The organism is Tsuneonella sp. HG094 (assembly GCF_053819285.1).
In genome coordinates, this window is record NZ_JBSORA010000001.1 from 2,669,401 (window position 1) to 2,684,803 (window position 15,403).

Annotated in this window: 12 protein-coding genes; 7 read left to right on the forward strand and 5 right to left on the reverse strand. The window is 67.4% G+C overall.

Annotated elements, in window-relative coordinates:
- Positions 1 to 128: 128 nt before the first annotated feature.
- The 3 genes from clpA to ACWPMX_RS13245 all read left to right on the forward strand — a co-directional run bounded on the left by clpA (position 129) and on the right by ACWPMX_RS13245 (position 5,216).
- Positions 129 to 2,516 (forward strand): ATP-dependent Clp protease ATP-binding subunit ClpA, encoded by a 2,388-nt coding sequence (clpA, locus tag ACWPMX_RS13235; protein ID WP_455700459.1) that lies wholly within the window; start codon positions 129 to 131, stop codon positions 2,514 to 2,516.
- Between the two features lie 70 nt (positions 2,517 to 2,586).
- Positions 2,587 to 3,618: a ligase-associated DNA damage response exonuclease gene (locus ACWPMX_RS13240; protein ID WP_455700460.1), complete on the forward strand. Its 1,032-nt coding sequence runs from the start codon at positions 2,587 to 2,589 to the stop codon at positions 3,616 to 3,618.
- 5 nt (positions 3,619 to 3,623) lie between these two features.
- Entirely contained in the window at positions 3,624 to 5,216 is a 1,593-nt protein-coding gene (locus tag ACWPMX_RS13245; RefSeq protein ID WP_455700461.1) for a cisplatin damage response ATP-dependent DNA ligase, read from the forward strand.
- On the opposite strand, the gene ACWPMX_RS13250 is transcribed toward ACWPMX_RS13245, so the two are convergent.
- From ACWPMX_RS13250 to ACWPMX_RS13270, 5 genes are read right to left on the reverse strand one after another with little or no spacing between them, the layout of a single operon-like run.
- On the reverse strand, positions 5,213 to 5,785 hold the full coding sequence (locus ACWPMX_RS13250) for a gamma carbonic anhydrase family protein (RefSeq protein WP_455700795.1): 573 nt from the start codon (positions 5,783 to 5,785) through the stop codon (positions 5,213 to 5,215). The two genes, ACWPMX_RS13245 and ACWPMX_RS13250, sit on opposite strands and share 4 nt — an antisense overlap.
- 2 nt (positions 5,786 to 5,787) lie before the next feature.
- Positions 5,788 to 7,980 carry a fused MFS/spermidine synthase gene (locus tag ACWPMX_RS13255; protein WP_455700462.1) on the reverse strand — a complete coding sequence of 731 codons (2,193 nt, stop codon included), beginning with the start codon at positions 7,978 to 7,980 and terminating at the stop codon, positions 5,788 to 5,790.
- Complete coding sequence (locus ACWPMX_RS13260) at positions 7,977 to 8,534, reverse strand: GNAT family N-acetyltransferase (protein ID WP_455700463.1); 558 nt, start codon at positions 8,532 to 8,534, stop codon at positions 7,977 to 7,979. Before ACWPMX_RS13260 ends, ACWPMX_RS13255 begins: the two co-directional genes overlap by 4 nt.
- Complete coding sequence (gene hemB / locus ACWPMX_RS13265; protein ID WP_455700464.1) at positions 8,527 to 9,522, reverse strand: porphobilinogen synthase; 996 nt, start codon at positions 9,520 to 9,522, stop codon at positions 8,527 to 8,529. The genes ACWPMX_RS13260 and hemB overlap by 8 nt, the downstream gene beginning before the upstream one ends.
- Before the next feature lie 47 nt (positions 9,523 to 9,569).
- The gene (locus ACWPMX_RS13270) at positions 9,570 to 11,285 is read right to left on the reverse strand and encodes a peptidoglycan DD-metalloendopeptidase family protein (protein WP_455700465.1); all 1,716 of its coding nucleotides are present in this window, start codon (positions 11,283 to 11,285) and stop codon (positions 9,570 to 9,572) included.
- 64 nt (positions 11,286 to 11,349) lie between these two features.
- On the opposite strand from ACWPMX_RS13270, the gene ACWPMX_RS13275 reads away from it, so the two are divergent.
- The 4 genes from ACWPMX_RS13275 to ACWPMX_RS13290 all read left to right on the forward strand — a co-directional run bounded on the left by ACWPMX_RS13275 (position 11,350) and on the right by ACWPMX_RS13290 (position 15,294).
- On the forward strand, positions 11,350 to 13,860 hold the full coding sequence (locus ACWPMX_RS13275) for a helicase-related protein (protein WP_455700466.1): 2,511 nt from the start codon (positions 11,350 to 11,352) through the stop codon (positions 13,858 to 13,860).
- Positions 13,857 to 14,159, forward strand: coding sequence for an RNA-binding S4 domain-containing protein (locus tag ACWPMX_RS13280; RefSeq protein ID WP_455700467.1), 303 nt, complete (start codon positions 13,857 to 13,859; stop codon positions 14,157 to 14,159). The genes ACWPMX_RS13275 and ACWPMX_RS13280 overlap by 4 nt, the downstream gene beginning before the upstream one ends.
- Before the next feature lie 5 nt (positions 14,160 to 14,164).
- A complete protein-coding gene (gene fdxA / locus ACWPMX_RS13285; RefSeq protein ID WP_455700468.1) occupies positions 14,165 to 14,503 on the forward strand; it encodes a ferredoxin FdxA in 339 nt (112 codons plus the stop codon).
- A 257-nt stretch (positions 14,504 to 14,760) separates the two neighbouring features.
- On the forward strand, positions 14,761 to 15,294 hold the full coding sequence (locus ACWPMX_RS13290) for a CarD family transcriptional regulator (protein ID WP_455700469.1): 534 nt from the start codon (positions 14,761 to 14,763) through the stop codon (positions 15,292 to 15,294).
- Positions 15,295 to 15,403: the final 109 nt, after the last annotated feature.

Here is a 15,403-nt window from a genome sequence, read left to right on the forward strand (position 1 = left end):
GTCCGGCCTCGCATTTGCCGGGCCGCTTCCCATATCGGTGGCAATCGCCACGTTATGCCGAAATTAACCCTCGGCCCGCACTCTTTCCGCCCGGCGGCGGAGAGCAAACCCAAGCGAAAGATACCTGAATGCCCAGTTTCGCCCAGCACCTCGAAAAGACCCTTCACAGCGCTCTTGCCGGCGCGGCGGAGCGGCGCCACGAATACGCGACGCTGGAGCACCTTCTGCTCGCGCTGATCGACGACGAGGATGCCGCGGCGGTCATGGTCGCCTGCGGGGTCGATCTTGCCGAACTGGGCGAAGTGGTCCGCCGCTACCTCGACGAGGAATACCAGAAGCTCGAGACCAGCGACGAGGCCGATCCGCAGCCGACCGCCGGGTTCCAGCGGGTTATCCAGCGCGCAATCCTTCACGTTCAGTCCTCGGGCAAGGATACCGTGACGGGCGCCAACGTGCTGGTCGCATTGTTCTCCGAACGCGACAGCTACGCGGTCTATTTCCTGCAGCAGCAGGACATGAGCCGCCTCGACGCGGTCAGCTACATCAGCCACGGCATCGGCAAGGGCGGCAAGCAGCTCGAAAGCAAGCCGCCGCAGGGCAGCGGCGATAGCGAAGGCCCGTCGGAAGCCAAGGCGGAAGCGAAGGGCGGCGGCAAGGACGCGAGCGCGCTCGACCAGTTCACCGTCAACCTCAATGAAAAGGCCAAGGGCGGCAAGGTCGATCCGCTGATCGGACGGGGCCCCGAGGTCGATCGGACGATCCAGATTCTCTGCCGCCGGAGCAAGAACAACCCGCTCTATGTGGGCGATCCCGGCGTCGGCAAGACCGCGATCGCGGAAGGCCTCGCGCGCAAGATCATCGAGGGCGACGTGCCCGAGGTTCTGCAGGACGCGGTAATCTACTCGCTCGACATGGGCGCGCTGCTCGCCGGCACCCGCTATCGCGGCGACTTCGAGGAGCGGCTGAAGCAGGTCGTGAACGAACTCGAAAAGATGCCCGAGGCGGTGCTGTTCATCGACGAGATCCATACCGTGATCGGCGCCGGGGCAACCAGCGGCGGGGCGATGGACGCGTCGAACCTGCTCAAGCCCGCCCTCAGCGGCGGGACGATCCGCTGCATCGGCTCGACCACCTACAAGGAGTTCCGCAACCACTTCGAAAAGGACCGCGCGCTGCTGCGCCGGTTCCAGAAGATCGACGTGAACGAGCCGACGGTCGAGGACACGATCAAGATCCTCAAAGGCCTGCGCAGCGCATTCGAGGATCACCACAAGGTCACCTACACGCCCGACGCGATCAAGACCGCGGTCGAGCTGTCGGCGCGCTACATCAACGACCGCAAGTTGCCCGACAAGGCGATCGACGTGATCGACGAGGTCGGCGCGATGCAGATGCTCGTGCCGCCGTCGAAACGGAAGAAGAAGATCACCGCCCGCGAGATCGAGGCGGTCATCGCGACGATGGCGCGCATCCCGCCCAAGAGCGTGTCGAGCGACGACAAAAAGGCGCTCGAGCATCTCGAACGCGACTTGAAGCAGGTCGTCTATGGCCAGGACGCGGCGGTCCAGAAGCTGTCGACCGCGATGAAGCTCAGCCGCGCGGGCCTGCGCGACCCGGACAAGCCGATCGGCTCGTTCCTGTTCTCCGGCCCGACCGGCGTCGGCAAGACCGAGGTCGCCCGCCAGCTCGCCAGCATCATGGGCATCCCTCTGCAGCGCTTCGACATGTCGGAGTACATGGAGCGGCATAGCGTCAGCCGCCTGATCGGCGCGCCTCCGGGTTATGTCGGATACGACCAGGGCGGCCTGCTGACCGATGCGATCGACCAGCAACCGCACTGCGTGCTGCTGCTCGACGAGATCGAAAAGGCGCACCCCGACCTGTTCAATATCCTGCTGCAGGTGATGGATAACGGCCGCCTGACCGACCACCACGGCAAGACGGTCGATTTCCGCAACGTCGTGCTGGTCATGACCACCAACGCGGGTGCGAGCGACATGGCGCGGCAGGGCATCGGCTTCGGCGACGTGTCGAAGGAGGACGCGCAGGACGAGGCGGTGAAGAAGATGTTCACCCCCGAATTCCGCAACCGGCTCGATGCGATCGTGCCGTTCAGCTATCTCGGCCGCGAGACCGTGGCGCGGGTGGTCGACAAGTTCATCCTTCAGCTCGAACTCCAGCTCGCCGACCAGAACGTGCACATCCAGTTCGACAGCGATGCGCGCGGTTGGCTGGCCGAAAAGGGCTACGACAAGCTTTATGGTGCCCGGCCGATGGCCCGCCTGATCCAGGAAAAGATCAAGCAGCCGCTCGCGGAAGAACTGCTGTTCGGCAAGCTGTCGGGCGGCGGCGAGGTCCACGTGAGCCTGAAGGACGGCCAGCCCGCCTTCGAGCTGACTCCGGCCCCGCCCAAGGTCCGCCCGCCCAAGAAGGCCAAGCCTGCCAAGGGCAAGGCCAAGCCCGCAGGCAAGGCGGACGAGAGTGCCGACGTTTCTAAGGGCGACAGCGAGAGCTGATCCCCGAACAACGAACGACAAAGGGGCGCGCGGCGGGAACGCTTCGCGCCCCTTTCGCTTGAATCGACCGATGGCGCGCGACTTCGCATGGATCAGGCCCGAGCCGCACGGCATCCATGTCGTCCCGGCCGACACCTGGATCGACCCGTCACGCCCTGTCGTTCATGCCCTCGTGACCCACGGTCACGCCGACCACGCGCGCGGGGGCCACGGCGTCACCGTGGCGACCCCCGAGACGCTGGCGATCATGGAGCTGCGCTACCGCACGGGGACAGAGGACGGAGAGGGTCTGGTCCGGCACGAGGCGGTGCCGGTGCCCTACGGCGAATCGATCGAACTCAAGGGCGGCGTGCGCGCAACGTACGTTCCCGCCGGACATGTGCTCGGCAGCGCGCAGATCCTGCTCGAGCATGCGGGAGAGCGTGTGGTCGTGACGGGCGATTACAAGCGCCGCCCCGATCCGACGTGTCCGCCGTTCGAGGTCACGCCTTGCGACATCTTCGTGACGGAGGCGACCTTCGGCCTACCGTTGTTCACCCACCCTCCGATCGCCGACGAAATGAAGAAGCTGCTCGACCGGCTCGCCGCGCATCCCGATCGCTGCGTGCTCGTGGGTGCCTATGCGCTGGGCAAGGCGCAGCGGGTGATCGCCGAGCTGCGCGCGGCGGGCCACCACGAACCGATCTACCTTCACGGCGCGCTTGAAAGGATGTGCCGCCTCTACGAGGAATTCGGCGTGAACCTCGGCGAACTGCGGCTGGTGAGCGACGCGGCCAAGGACGACATGCGCGGTCGCGTCGTCATGTGTCCGCCCTCGGCGCTCAACGACCGCTGGAGCCGCCGCCTGCCCGACCCCATAACCGCGATGGCGAGCGGATGGATGCGCGTCCGCCAGCGCGCGCGCCAGCGCAACGTCGAGCTGCCGCTCGTCATCTCCGACCACGCCGACTGGGGCGAACTCACCCGCACGGTCGAGGAAGTGAACCCGCGCGAGACCTGGATCACGCACGGCCGCGAGGAGGCGCTCTTGCGCTGGCACCAGTTGCACCAGCGCAAAGCCCGCGCGCTGGCGCTGGTGGGCTACGAGGACGAGGACGACTAGGGACGGTGGAGGAACTCGCCGCCCTGATCGACGCGCTGGTCTACACCCGCAGCCGCAACGAGAAGCTGCGGCTGATCGCCGAATACCTGCGCGCCACGCCTGATCCCGATCGCGGATGGGCGCTCGCGGCGCTGACCGACGGGCTCGACTTTCCTGCCGTCAAATCGTCGGCGATCCGTACGATGCTGATGGATCGGATCGACCCCGTGCTGTGGACGCTGAGCCGCGATTTCGTGGGCGATACCGCTGAGACTGCGAGCCTGTTGTGGCCGTCTCCCGCCGATCCTCCCGACCCGCCGACCGTCGGCGAAACGGTCGCCCTGCTCGCCGCGATGAACCGCAAGTCGGTTTACACCGAACTGCCCGCGCTGATGGACCGGCTCGACAGTTCAGGCCGCTACGCGCTGCTCAAGCTCGCCACCGGTGCCATGCGCATCGGCATTTCCAGCCGACTCGCGAAGGTCGCGTTCGCGCAGGCGTTCGACGTCGGGGTCGAGGAGGTCGAGGAGCACTGGCACGGGCTGACTCCGCCCTACGCGCCGCTCTTCGCCTGGGCCGCGCACGGCGAGGCACCGCCCGACACGGCCAACATGCCGACCTTCCGCCCTTTCATGCTGGCCCACCCGCTCGAGGACACGGTCGTCGACCTCTCCGACTACGCGGCCGAATGGAAATGGGACGGCATCCGGGTCCAGCTTGTGCGGATCAGCGGCGAGACGCGGCTCTATTCGCGCGGCGGCGACGATATTTCGGCGACTTTCCCCGAGCTGCTGGAGGTGCTCCCGATGGACGCGGTGCTCGACGGCGAACTGCTGGTGCGCGGTAGCCATCAAGGTGGGGAGGAAGGCGGCGCGGCGAGCTTCAACGCGCTGCAACAGCGATTGGGGCGCAAGACCGTCGCGAAGAAGATGCTCGCCGATTATCCCGCGTTCGTTCGCCTCTACGACGTGCTGATCCTCGAAGGGCGGGATCTGCGCGAACAGGGCTGGAGCGATCGGCGCGCGGCGCTCGAGGCGCTGATGCCGCGCCTGCCCGACAGCCACTTCGACCTCAGCCAGGTGATCGAGGCTGCGCACTTCGACGACCTCGCGGAAGTCCGCAGCCGCACCCGCGACGACGCGATCGAGGGACTAATGCTCAAGCGCCGCGATTCGCCGTACATCGCCGGGCGGCGTGTGGGCCTGTGGTACAAGTGGAAGCGCGATCCCCTGCTGATCGACTGCGTGCTGATGTACGCCCAGCGAGGCAGCGGCAAACGCAGCAGCTTCTATTCCGACTACACCTTCGGCTGCTGGGACGGCGATCCCGATGCGGGGGCTGAGCTGCTGCCGGTCGGCAAGGCCTATTCGGGCTTCACCGACGAGGAACTGAAGAAGATCGACCGCCACGTCCGCACCCACACCACAAATCGCTTCGGCCCGGTGCGCGAGACCGACCGCAGCCTGGTGTTCGAGGTCGCGTTCGATTCGGTGCACGAGAGCAAACGCCACAAGTCCGGCCTGGCGATGCGCTTCCCCCGCATCCACCGCATTCGCTGGGACAAGCCCCCCCACGAGGCCGACCGGATCGAGGCGTTGAGAGGCCTGATCAGGGATTAAGTCGCGCCGCGCGACTCGTCTGCCAGCGCGGCCATGTGCGCCTTCGCGTTCTCGACGTAGTGCGCCACGCCCATGCGCATTCCCATGACGGCCATGTCGTCGAGGTCGCGCATCTTGCGCGCAGGCCGCCCGCCCCACAGCTCGCGCTCGGCCATGACCTTGCCCTCGGTCAGCATCGCTCCCGCCGCAAGCATCGCATGGGGGCCGATCACCGCCTTGTTCATCGCGATCGCGCCGAGGCCGACGAAGCCGCGATCCTCGATCCGGCAGCCGTGGAGCATGACCATGTGGCCGACGAGCACATCGTCGCCGATGATCAGCGGGCTGCCATCCGGGTCGCCCGGACGCGCCGGATCGCCGTGGAGCACGCTGCCGTCCTGGATGTTCGTCCGCTTGCCGATCACGATCCGCGTGGTGTCCGCGCGCAGCACGCAGTTGTACCAGACCGAGCTTTCCGCCCCGATCGTCACGTCGCCGATGATCGTGCAGCCGGGCGCGATGAAGGCGCTGTTGTCAATCTGCGGGCTCTTGCCGTGGATCGGCACGATCCGCACGCCGGGGCGGTGCATGGTCACAGGAATTTGCTCCAGTTGAGGTCGGGCAGGATCGACGCGAAGTCATCGGTCCAGACAGGGTGTCCGGTGTCGTCCAATTCCGTCCATTCTGACGCGCTCGACCGCTGCAGCGCGGCAAGGCGCGCCGGATCGCGCGACAGGGCGATCCAGATCGACGGCGTCAGTGGCATTTTCACGCCGATATCCGTCCGCTGGATCGCGGCAAGTCCGTTCGCCCGGGCAATGGCCGCGATGGGCGGGGCAAGATCGATATAGCGGTTGGAGATGTGCACGAGCAGAAGGCCATCGTCCGCCAGGCTGTCGAGATAGACCTTGAACGCCTCGTCGGTCAGCAGGTGGAGAGGGACGGCGTCGGAAGAGAATGCGTCGATCGCCAGAAAATCGAGCTCGCCTTCCGGTGCTTTGGCGAGTTCGAGCCGGGCGTCGCCGATGACGATGTCCGCATCTGGCGCGCACCGCTCGATGAAGGTGAACCGGCCGTTTCGGGACAGCGCGAGAACTGCCGGGTCGATTTCGTAGATCGTCCAGGTCTGGCCGGGTCGACGGTAACAGGCCAAGGTACCCGTGCCGAGACCGACGATGCCGATACGGGCATGGCTGCCCAGCACGGCATCCCCCGCGCCAAGGGCAAGACCGACGCCCGACGTGCGACCGTAATAGGTCGTAGGCTCAAGCTCTCGCCCAGGCGTACGAAGCTGGATGCCGTGGAGCGTCGTGCCGTGCGCAAGCGACCGCGCGGTGGCATCAACATCGCGCACCGAGTAGATGCCGAAATAGCTGCGGCTGCGATCTCCCGAAAGGCTGGTGCGGACCTGATCGGTCAGGCCGACCGCCAGCATGGTGAGCGCAAGAAGTCCGGCGAATGCGAGTCGCCAACGCACGAGCAGCAGCATGAGGACGGCGACCACGGCGAGCGCGCTCTGTATGGCAAGCGGGGAGCGGTGCTCTGCGCCGTAAGCCCGCGCTAGCGCAGCGACCGCGAGCAGGCACACCGCAAGGACGAGGGCCATGGCCACTTCGGGACGGTCGCGCGACACGGAAAGGCGCTCGGTCCACCGGGCATAATGCGGCACTGGCACGAGCAAGGCAGCCGCCACGATCAGCAGGGGGTGCTCCCATGTCCAGTCGAACAGCACGGGCGCGATCAGCGCCGTCAACGCTCCGCCGAGCGCGCCCCCAGCCGACATGGCGAGGTAGAACAGCGTCAGCCGTGCCGGGATCGGCCGCGTCTCGTAAAGTCGCCCGTGGAGCGCCACGGCGACGACGAACAGCAATGCCACACTCACCAGCGCGGCTGCTATCGAGCCCTTGGCGCCCAGCAGGATCATCGCCGCGCCCAGCACCATCACCAGCGCGGCTGACGAGCGCATGACGATGTGTGCGATCTTCCTGGAGGCGGCAAAGGCGATCGAGAACGACAGCAGATACAGCCCCAGCGGAATGACCCACAGCAGCGGCATCGCCATGATGTCGGTGGTCAGGAACGTCGTCGTCGACAGCATCAGTCCCGACGGGACCGCCGAAAGCGCCAGCCACAGGAGGATTATTCGGCCGGAGACGGGGTCGTCGTTGTCGGGCGCTTTCAAAGACGCATCGGTCTCCGTTGCCGGCAACGCTCGCGCTGCGAGGAACACGAGCACGACGAGCACGGCGTATCCGATGGCCCAGCCCGCGCTTTGCCACCGCAGCGGCAACAGCGGCTCGACGAAGAGTGGGTAGGCCAAGAGCCCGGCAAAGCTGCCTAGGTTGCTCGCGGCATAGAGCGGATAGGGATCGCCGGCGTCCGGATCGGCGGCATACCATCGCTGCATCAGCGGCGCCTGCGCCGACACGGCGAAAAACAGCGGTCCGATCGTGACGAGGAACAGGAGCGGCACCCACAGCACTTCTGCACCCGGTGCAGCGGGCGGCAGATCGGCAAGCGCGATGGGCAGGGTTAGCGCGGCAACGACCAGCACGGCGATGTGCACGATGGCCTGCCGACGCAGGTTCAGGCGGCCGAGCGCATGGGCATAGGCATAGCCGGCGAGCAGCAGCGCCTGATAGACCAGCATCGCGCTGTTCCAGACATTGGGCGCTCCGCCGAGTCGGGGCAGCGCCATGCGCGCCACCATCGGCTGGACGAGGAAGAGCAGGAAACTGCCGAGCAGGATTGTCGCGACGAAGGTGGTCCGGCGGCGTGCGTTCATCCCGGTTGCGTCCAGCGCCTGCGATCGATCGAATAGACGATCGTGTCGCGCAGGGGCGGTTCGAAGCGATTGTCGGCATAGTCGAGCTCTGCGCGGCGGCGCATCCCCAGCCGCTCCATCAGGCCCCAGCTCGCGGTGTTCTCGATCACCGTCAGCGCGACGACCTCGTCCGCGCCGAAGCGGCCGAAAGCGGCATCGAGCGCGGCGGTCGCGGCTTCTTTTGCGTAGCCCTGGCCCCAGGCGTCTTCGCGCAGGCGCCAGCCCACTTCCATCTCTCCGGTCACCGAAGAGCCGGGCGCATCGGCGCGCTTGAGGCCGCAAAAGCCGAGGATCGCCCCATCGTCATTGCGCTCGACAATCCAGAAGCAGAATCCGTTCGCCGCGCTGCATCCCGCTACCCGGTCGAGCAGCGCCTGCTTGCCGCCGTCGTCCATCGCCCCGCCGAGCCAACGCATGACCGCAGGCGTATTGGTGCCTTCGAAAAAGAACGCAGCATCGCCGTCGCGCCAGTCGCGCAGGGTCAGCCGCTCGGTCCGGATCGCGAACTCAGCCATTGAGGAGCCGCGCGGCGTGCGCGGCGTGGTAGGTCAGCACGCCCGAGCAACCGGCGCGCTTGAATGCCATCAGCGTTTCGAGGACGAGCGCGTCGCGATCCCCCGCGCCCGCCGCAGCGGCCGCCTCGATCATCGCGTACTCGCCGCTCACCTGGTATGCGAAGACCGGCACCTCGAACCGGTCCTTCACCCGCCGCACGATGTCGAGATAGGGCAACCCCGGCTTGACCATCACGCTGTCTGCGCCCTCGGCGAGGTCGAGCGCAACTTCGCGCAAGGCCTCTTCCGCATTCGCCGAGTCCATCTGGTAGCTCTTCTTGTCGCCCTTGAGCAGCCCGCCTGAGCCGACCGCATCACGGAACGGGCCGTAGAACGCGCTCGCGTACTTGGCGGCATAGGCCATGATCTGGACGTTGGGGTGCCCGTTCATCTCGAGCGCCATGCGGATCGCGCGGACCCGTCCGTCCATCATGTCGGACGGGGCGATCACGTCAGCGCCGGCGTTCGCCTGGTTGATCGCCTGGTCGACCAGCACCGCGACGGTATCGTCGTTGACGACGTAGCCCGCATCGTCGAGCAGCCCATCCTGCCCGTGGCTGGTGTAGGGATCGAGCGCGACGTCGGTCAGCACGCCCACGTCGTTGCCCACGGCGTCCTTGATCGCCTTGATCGCGCGGCACATCAGGTTGTCGGGATTGAGTGCTTCGACCCCGTCATCGCTGCGGCGGTCGGCCTGCGTGTTCGGGAACAATGCGAGGCATGGAATGCCGAGATCAAGCGCTTCTTTCGCACGTTTCGCGATACCGTCGACCGACCAGCGCGAGACGCCGGGCAGGCTGGCGATCGGTTCCTCGACCCCCGAACCCTCGGTCACAAACAGCGGCCAGATTAGGTCGGCGGGGGTGAACACCGTCTCGCGGTGGAGCGCGCGGCTCCACGCTGAAGCGCGGGTTCGGCGCAGGCGCAGGTTGGGATAGGCGGCGGTCATGGCCTGCGCTGTTGCCGCAACCAGCGACTTCGCGCAATCGCGCGCGGTTACTCGCCGACGCGATCGATCTCGCGCAACGGCTCCTCACGCGAAGCCTCGGCGGCGGCAGGCACCAGCGGAGTCAACGCCGCGCCGGTCTCGACCTGCTTGAGCTGCGCGAGCACGCCCTTGAAGCGGCGAAGGCTCTCGCCGCTCAGCAGCGCGCGCGTGACGAACTGCACAGATCCCGGATCGACCGCCGCGCCACCGCGATACATCTCGTAGTGAAGGTGCGGACCGGTCGAGAGGCCGGTCGAGCCGACGTAGCCGATCACCTGCCCGCGCCGGACGCCCTGGCCCGAGGACACCGCCATCCGGCTCATGTGGCAATAGCGTGTCTGGATGCCGCCTGCATGGTTCACCCGCACCGCGTTGCCGCAGCCGCCCGCGCGCCCCGCCGACGCCACGACGCCATCGGTCACCGCGACGATCGGCGTGCCGTAGCTCGCCTTGAAGTCCATCCCCGCGTGGCGGCGGAAATAGCCGAGGATCGGGTGGCGGCGCATACCGAAGCGCGAGGTCACCGCGCCCGGCACCGGGGCCAGCAAGCCGCTGCGCTGCTCGCCCGCGCCCGACGCTTCGTAGAAACGCCCGTCGCTGCCCCAGCGCATGAGCTGGGTGTGCGGCTTCCCGCCGCGATCGATGCCCGCGTACAGCAATTGCCCCGCCTGCCGCTCGCCGGTGGCGGCGCGCTTGTAGGAGAGGATCATGTCGAAGGTGTCGGTCGGTCGAACGCCTTCGTCGAGGTCGACCTGCTCGCCCAGTGTCTTGAGGTACTGCTGCACCGCGCTTGCGGGCGCTCCCGCCGCGCGCATCGAGCGATAGAGGCTGTCGCCCGCGACCCCGCGAATGCGCAGCGGGGTGTTGTCGACCCGGATCGCCTTGCGTTCGAGCGCGAGTCCGCCACCCGACCGCTCGATCTCGAGAGCTAGGTCGAACCGCGCGCGGAAAGCCAGCGCATCGAGAGGGCGCGGCGCACCCGGTGCCGGACGGCGGCCGAGGGTAATGTCGATTCTCGTCCCCGGAGCGATGTCGCCCAGTGCCATCGCCTGCGACACGAGGCCCGAGGCGCGCGCGATGTCCGCGCTGCCGAGCCCGGCGCGCTGGAGCATGCGGGTGAAGCTGTCGCCGGCCGCCAGCGTGGCGGACACTTCGAGGCGCGGCCGCTCGGGCGCGGCCTTCAGCGGTACGACCTTCGCCGTCGCGCCCATCTGGCGGCCGCTATCGGCGCCGAGTGCCAGCGGCATGATCATCTGGCTGCGGAATTCGTCGCGCACGGCATCGTCGACCCGGGTCGCGGGCGCGGCTTCGAGCGGAGCGATGCCCGGCCAGAACGCAAGACTGAGCGCCGAGAGGCCTAGGAACGTTCCGAGCCCACGGAACCAGCGGCGGCTGCCGATCGCCTCGGCAAGGTCAGGCGCGAGGTCGACGTCGGCAAGGCGCTCCTCGGCCCTCCAGCGCCAGGCGTCCCAGCGCTCGGCAAGGCTACGAACGCGGCGGAGGACCTGCGTATCGGGTTCGGGCGCGATCTGCGCGTGCGTCAGCGCAGCGGCGCGCCAGCCCGGCACGCCGTCGGCGGGGCCATGCCCCGACGCATCGCTTTCGCGCGGTTGAAACACCGACGCCCTCCACTCAAGCAGGTCGCGCGACGGAGATCCAACCCGGCGCGACCCGGAACCCGGCGGGTCCCGTGCCCGAACTCCCTCGCCGATTGAAGTTAACATCGCCCTAAATTCGGACGATCCGACTCCCCTGCGCGGCGAGTTGTGGGAGGCCGGAGCCGGACGGTTGCGGGCCGGGAACGGCGGTGCCACATTACGCCGCGTGACGATCAAGGCGGTCCTCGGGCCGACAAACACCGGCAAGACCCACCTCGCCATCGAGCGGATGTGCGGCCATTCGAGCGGCGCGATCGGTTTTCCGCTGCGGCTGTTGGCACGCGAGGTCTACGATCGGGTCGTCGTGCTCAAGGGCGAAAAATCGGTCGCTCTGATCACCGGCGAGGAACGGATCGAACCGCCCGACGCGCGCTATTTCCTCTGCACTGCCGAGGCGATGCCGCGCCTGGGTGGAGGTCACGCTTTCGTCGCGCTCGACGAGGCGCAGCTCTCGGCTGATCGCGAGCGCGGGCACATCTTCACCGACCGGCTGCTCCATGCGCGCGGACGCGAGGAGACGATGCTGCTCGGCTCCTCGACACTCGAACCGATGGTCCGCGCGCTGGTGCCCAAAGCCGAGATCGTTACCCGCCCGCGCTTCTCCACGCTGCGCTATGCCGGGACGACCAAGCTCAGCCGCCTGCCGCCGAGAAGCGCTGTGGTCGCGTTCTCGACCGAGCAGGTCTATGCGGTGGCGGAGATGCTGCGACGGTTCCGCGGCGGCGCGGCGGTGGTGATGGGCGGCCTCAGCCCCGAGACGCGCAACAAGCAGGTCGCGCTCTTCCAGTCAGGCGAGGTCGACTACATCGTCGCCACCGATGCGATCGGCATGGGCCTGAACCTCGACGTGCGTCACGTCGCGTTTGCCGGTCTCTCCAAGTTCGACGGGGTGCGCCAGCGCCGCCTGACCCCCCCCGAGATGGCGCAGATCGCCGGTCGCGCCGGGCGGCACCAGACCGACGGAACCTTCGGCACGCTCTCGGGCATGGGAGGTGGCCAGTCGCCCGAGTTCACTGACGAGGAAGTCTACGCGATCGAGGAACACCGCTTTGCCCCGCTGACCGCGCTCTACTGGCGCGAGGCGGAGCCGCGGTTCGATACGCTGGGCGCGCTGATCGCCGACCTCGAATCGCCGCCGCCCGAGGCAGGCCTCGTCCGCGCGCCCGAAGCGATCGACCTCGCGGTGCTCAAGCGGCTTGCCGAAGACCCGATCGCCCGCGACGTCACGACACCGGGTGTCGTGCGGCGTCTGTGGGAAGCGTGCTCGCTTCCCGATTTCCGGCAGAGCGGAGCCGACACCCATGCGCGTTTCGTCGCGCGGCTGTGGGAGGACCTACGGCACGGGCACCTGGGGGCGGACTACGTCGCAGCGCGCATCGCCGAGCTCGACCGTCCACAGGGCGATATCGACACGCTGCAGGGCCGCATCGCCGCGATCCGCAGCTGGGCCTATATCGCGCAGCGACCGGACTGGGTGCTCGCCCGCGACGAGATGGCGGCGCGTGCGCGCGCGGTCGAGGCGCGGCTGTCGGATGCGCTCCACGCCCGCCTGACCGAACGTTTCGTCAACCGAAGGACCGCGATCCTGATGAAGAGCCTCGGCACCGACCCTGCCCTGCTCCCCGTCGCGCTCGCGTCCGATGACGTCGTGACGGTGGAGGGCGAGGCAATCGGACACCTCGAGGGATTCCGCTTTGTGGTCGATCCCTTGGCGAACCACGCCGATCGCCGGATGCTGCTGGCGGCAGCGGAGAAGGCGCTGCCGAGGCTGCTCGGACAGCGCGCGAAGGCGCTTGCCAAAGACCCGTCCGGCGTGGAACTCAAAGGCGGCGCGCTGCGCTGGAACGGGCGCGAACTGGCGCGGCTAGAGCAGGGGCGTTCCGCGCTCGCTTACCGTCTCGTGGCGTCGCGCGACCTTGCGCAAGTCCCCGACTCAGAACGCCGCGCCCTCCTTGTCGCGATGGAGCGATGGCTCGCGGAACGGCTTGCCGCGCTCGCCCCGCTGGCCGCGTTGGAAACGGCGGCGCGCGATCCGGCTGCCGGCAGCCAGGCACGGGCGTTGCTGCTCCATCTAGTCGCCGCGCACGGGTCCCTGCCGCGCGAACGGGCGGGGATCGAGCACCTGCCGCGCGAACAGCGTCCGTACCTGCGCCGCCTTGGCGTCGTCTTCGGCGCGCTCGATGTGTTCGCGCCTGCGCTCCTCAAGCCTGCCGCACGGCGCGCGTTCCAGGATGCGGGGATCGATCGGCGGCCGCTCCAGCCGCACATGCCCTCGGTCCTGCCGAGTGCGCGCAACCTGCCGACCGGCTACCGTCCTGCGGGTGAGCAGGCGGTCCGGGTGGACGTGGCCGACAAGCTGGTGCGTGCGGCATTCGACGCGCGCACGAAGGCGCGTGTTCGCCATTTCTCGCTCGAACCCGCATTGGCCGTTTCGACGGGGCTCACGGCGGAAAGCTGGGTGCGGCTGCTCGGCACGGCAGGGTTCAAGCTCCAGCGCGGTCGCCGCCTGGCGCCCGGCGCGTTCGGCCCGCCGGCCCCCGATCGCTGGACCTGGCGACCCGCCCCACGCGAACGCTCGCCGGACAAGCCCAAAGCACGCGAGGGCAGCGCTTTCGCCGCGCTCGCCGACCTCGCTCTATGAGGATCGACAAGTTGCTGTGGCAACTGCGGCTGACAAAGACGCGCGGTCTCGCGCAGGCGCTCGTCGGCGAGGGACACGTGCGGCGCAACGGCTCCCGTGTGCTGCGCACCAGCCAGGACGTGGCAATCGGCGATACGATAACCTTGCCGCTACCCGGCGGGGTTCGCGTGATCGAGATCGTTGCCCTGCCCGCCCGCCGCGGACCGGCGTCCGAAGCGCAGGCCTGCTATCGCGCGCTTGACCGCGGACCCATTGGCGGCATAGCAGCGGACGACCACCAACCGCCTGAGAGGGGCTAGAGGCAATGACCTACGTCGTCACCGACGCGTGCATCAAGTGCAAGTACACCGACTGCGTCGAGGTCTGCCCGGTGGACTGCTTCTATGAGGGCGAGAACATGCTCGTCATCAACCCTTCGGAATGCATCGACTGCGGTGTGTGCGAGCCCGAATGCCCGGCCGAGGCGATCCTGCCCGATACCGAGGACGGCTTGGAAAAGTGGCTGGAGCTGAACACAAAATTCTCTGCCGAATGGCCGAACATCACCCAGAAAAAGGAACCGCCCGAGGACGCCGACGAGCATAAGGGCGAAGCGGACAAGTTCGACAAGTTCTTCACCGCGGAACCGGGCGAAGGCGACTGATCCCCCGGCTCAGGCCGCGCGTTATCCTTCCGTAACACGCCATCCCGCGCGCTCGGCGCGCGGGGGTGGAAATTTTGTTGCGAACGTGTTATATAATCCAACAAGCCCGCTGGTGAGCGATTCCCGGCGACAAGCAAGAAGTTGGAAAGGGCGCAGCACTTCAACGCATTGACTGGGTTTTCGCGGCCGGGCGCCCTGCTCGGACGAGAAGGAAATTTGGTCGCGTGGTCGTCCTCGTCCGCACGAAAGGACCATAGATGGCGAGCCAGGCCCCTGCCTTCGAAGTCGGTGATTACGTTGTTTATCCCAAGCATGGCGTCGGCCGTGTGGTGGAGCTTCAGAGCGAGGAAATCGCCGGCATGAAGCTCGACCTTTACGTCCTGCGCTTCGAGAAGGAGCGGATGACGCTCCGCGTGCCGGTCAACAAGATCGAATCGATCGGCATGCGCAAGCTCTCCAGCGACAAGACGCTCAAGGAAGCGATGGAGACCCTGAAGGGCAAGCCGAAGGTCAAGCGCACCATGTGGTCGCGCCGCGCGCAGGAATACGAAGCGAAGATCAACTCGGGCGACCTTGTGTCGATCGCCGAGGTTACCCGCGACCTGTTCCGTCCGGAAGATCAGCCCGAACAGTCGTATTCGGAGCGCCAGATTTTCGAAGCGGCCTCCAGTCGGCTCGCCCGCGAGCTCGCGGCGATGGAAAAGACCGACGAACCGGCCGCGCTGGGCAAGATCCTCGCGGTGCTGCGCGAGCACGCGCCGCAGTATTACGACCAGGCCGAAACCGCCTGAGTTCGATCAACGGTCGACTGGACACGACGAAGGGCCGCCCGCAGGGGCGGCCCTTTTCGTTTGTGGCGTTGCGAGGAGCCGTTTGCTGTATTATATCGGCAATACGCCA

Bases quoted from the DNA above. Each gene is read 5' to 3' on its own strand.
- ACWPMX_RS13260 (WP_455700463.1), bottom strand. From the start codon at position 8,534: ATGGCTGAGTTCGCGATCCGGACCGAGCGGCTGACCCTGCGCGACTGG.
- ACWPMX_RS13240 (WP_455700460.1), top strand. From the start codon at position 2,587: ATGGCGCGCGACTTCGCATGGATCAGGCCCGAGCCGCACGGCATCCAT.
- ACWPMX_RS13280 (WP_455700467.1), top strand. From the start codon at position 13,857: ATGAGGATCGACAAGTTGCTGTGGCAACTGCGGCTGACAAAGACGCGC.
- clpA (WP_455700459.1), top strand. From the start codon at position 129: ATGCCCAGTTTCGCCCAGCACCTCGAAAAGACCCTTCACAGCGCTCTT.
- fdxA (WP_455700468.1), top strand. From the start codon at position 14,165: ATGACCTACGTCGTCACCGACGCGTGCATCAAGTGCAAGTACACCGAC.
- ACWPMX_RS13290 (WP_455700469.1), top strand. From the start codon at position 14,761: ATGGCGAGCCAGGCCCCTGCCTTCGAAGTCGGTGATTACGTTGTTTAT.
- ACWPMX_RS13270 (WP_455700465.1), bottom strand. From the start codon at position 11,285: ATGTTAACTTCAATCGGCGAGGGAGTTCGGGCACGGGACCCGCCGGGT.
- ACWPMX_RS13255 (WP_455700462.1), bottom strand. From the start codon at position 7,980: ATGAACGCACGCCGCCGGACCACCTTCGTCGCGACAATCCTGCTCGGC.
- ACWPMX_RS13250 (WP_455700795.1), bottom strand. From the start codon at position 5,785: ATGCACCGCCCCGGCGTGCGGATCGTGCCGATCCACGGCAAGAGCCCG.
- hemB (WP_455700464.1), bottom strand. From the start codon at position 9,522: ATGACCGCCGCCTATCCCAACCTGCGCCTGCGCCGAACCCGCGCTTCA.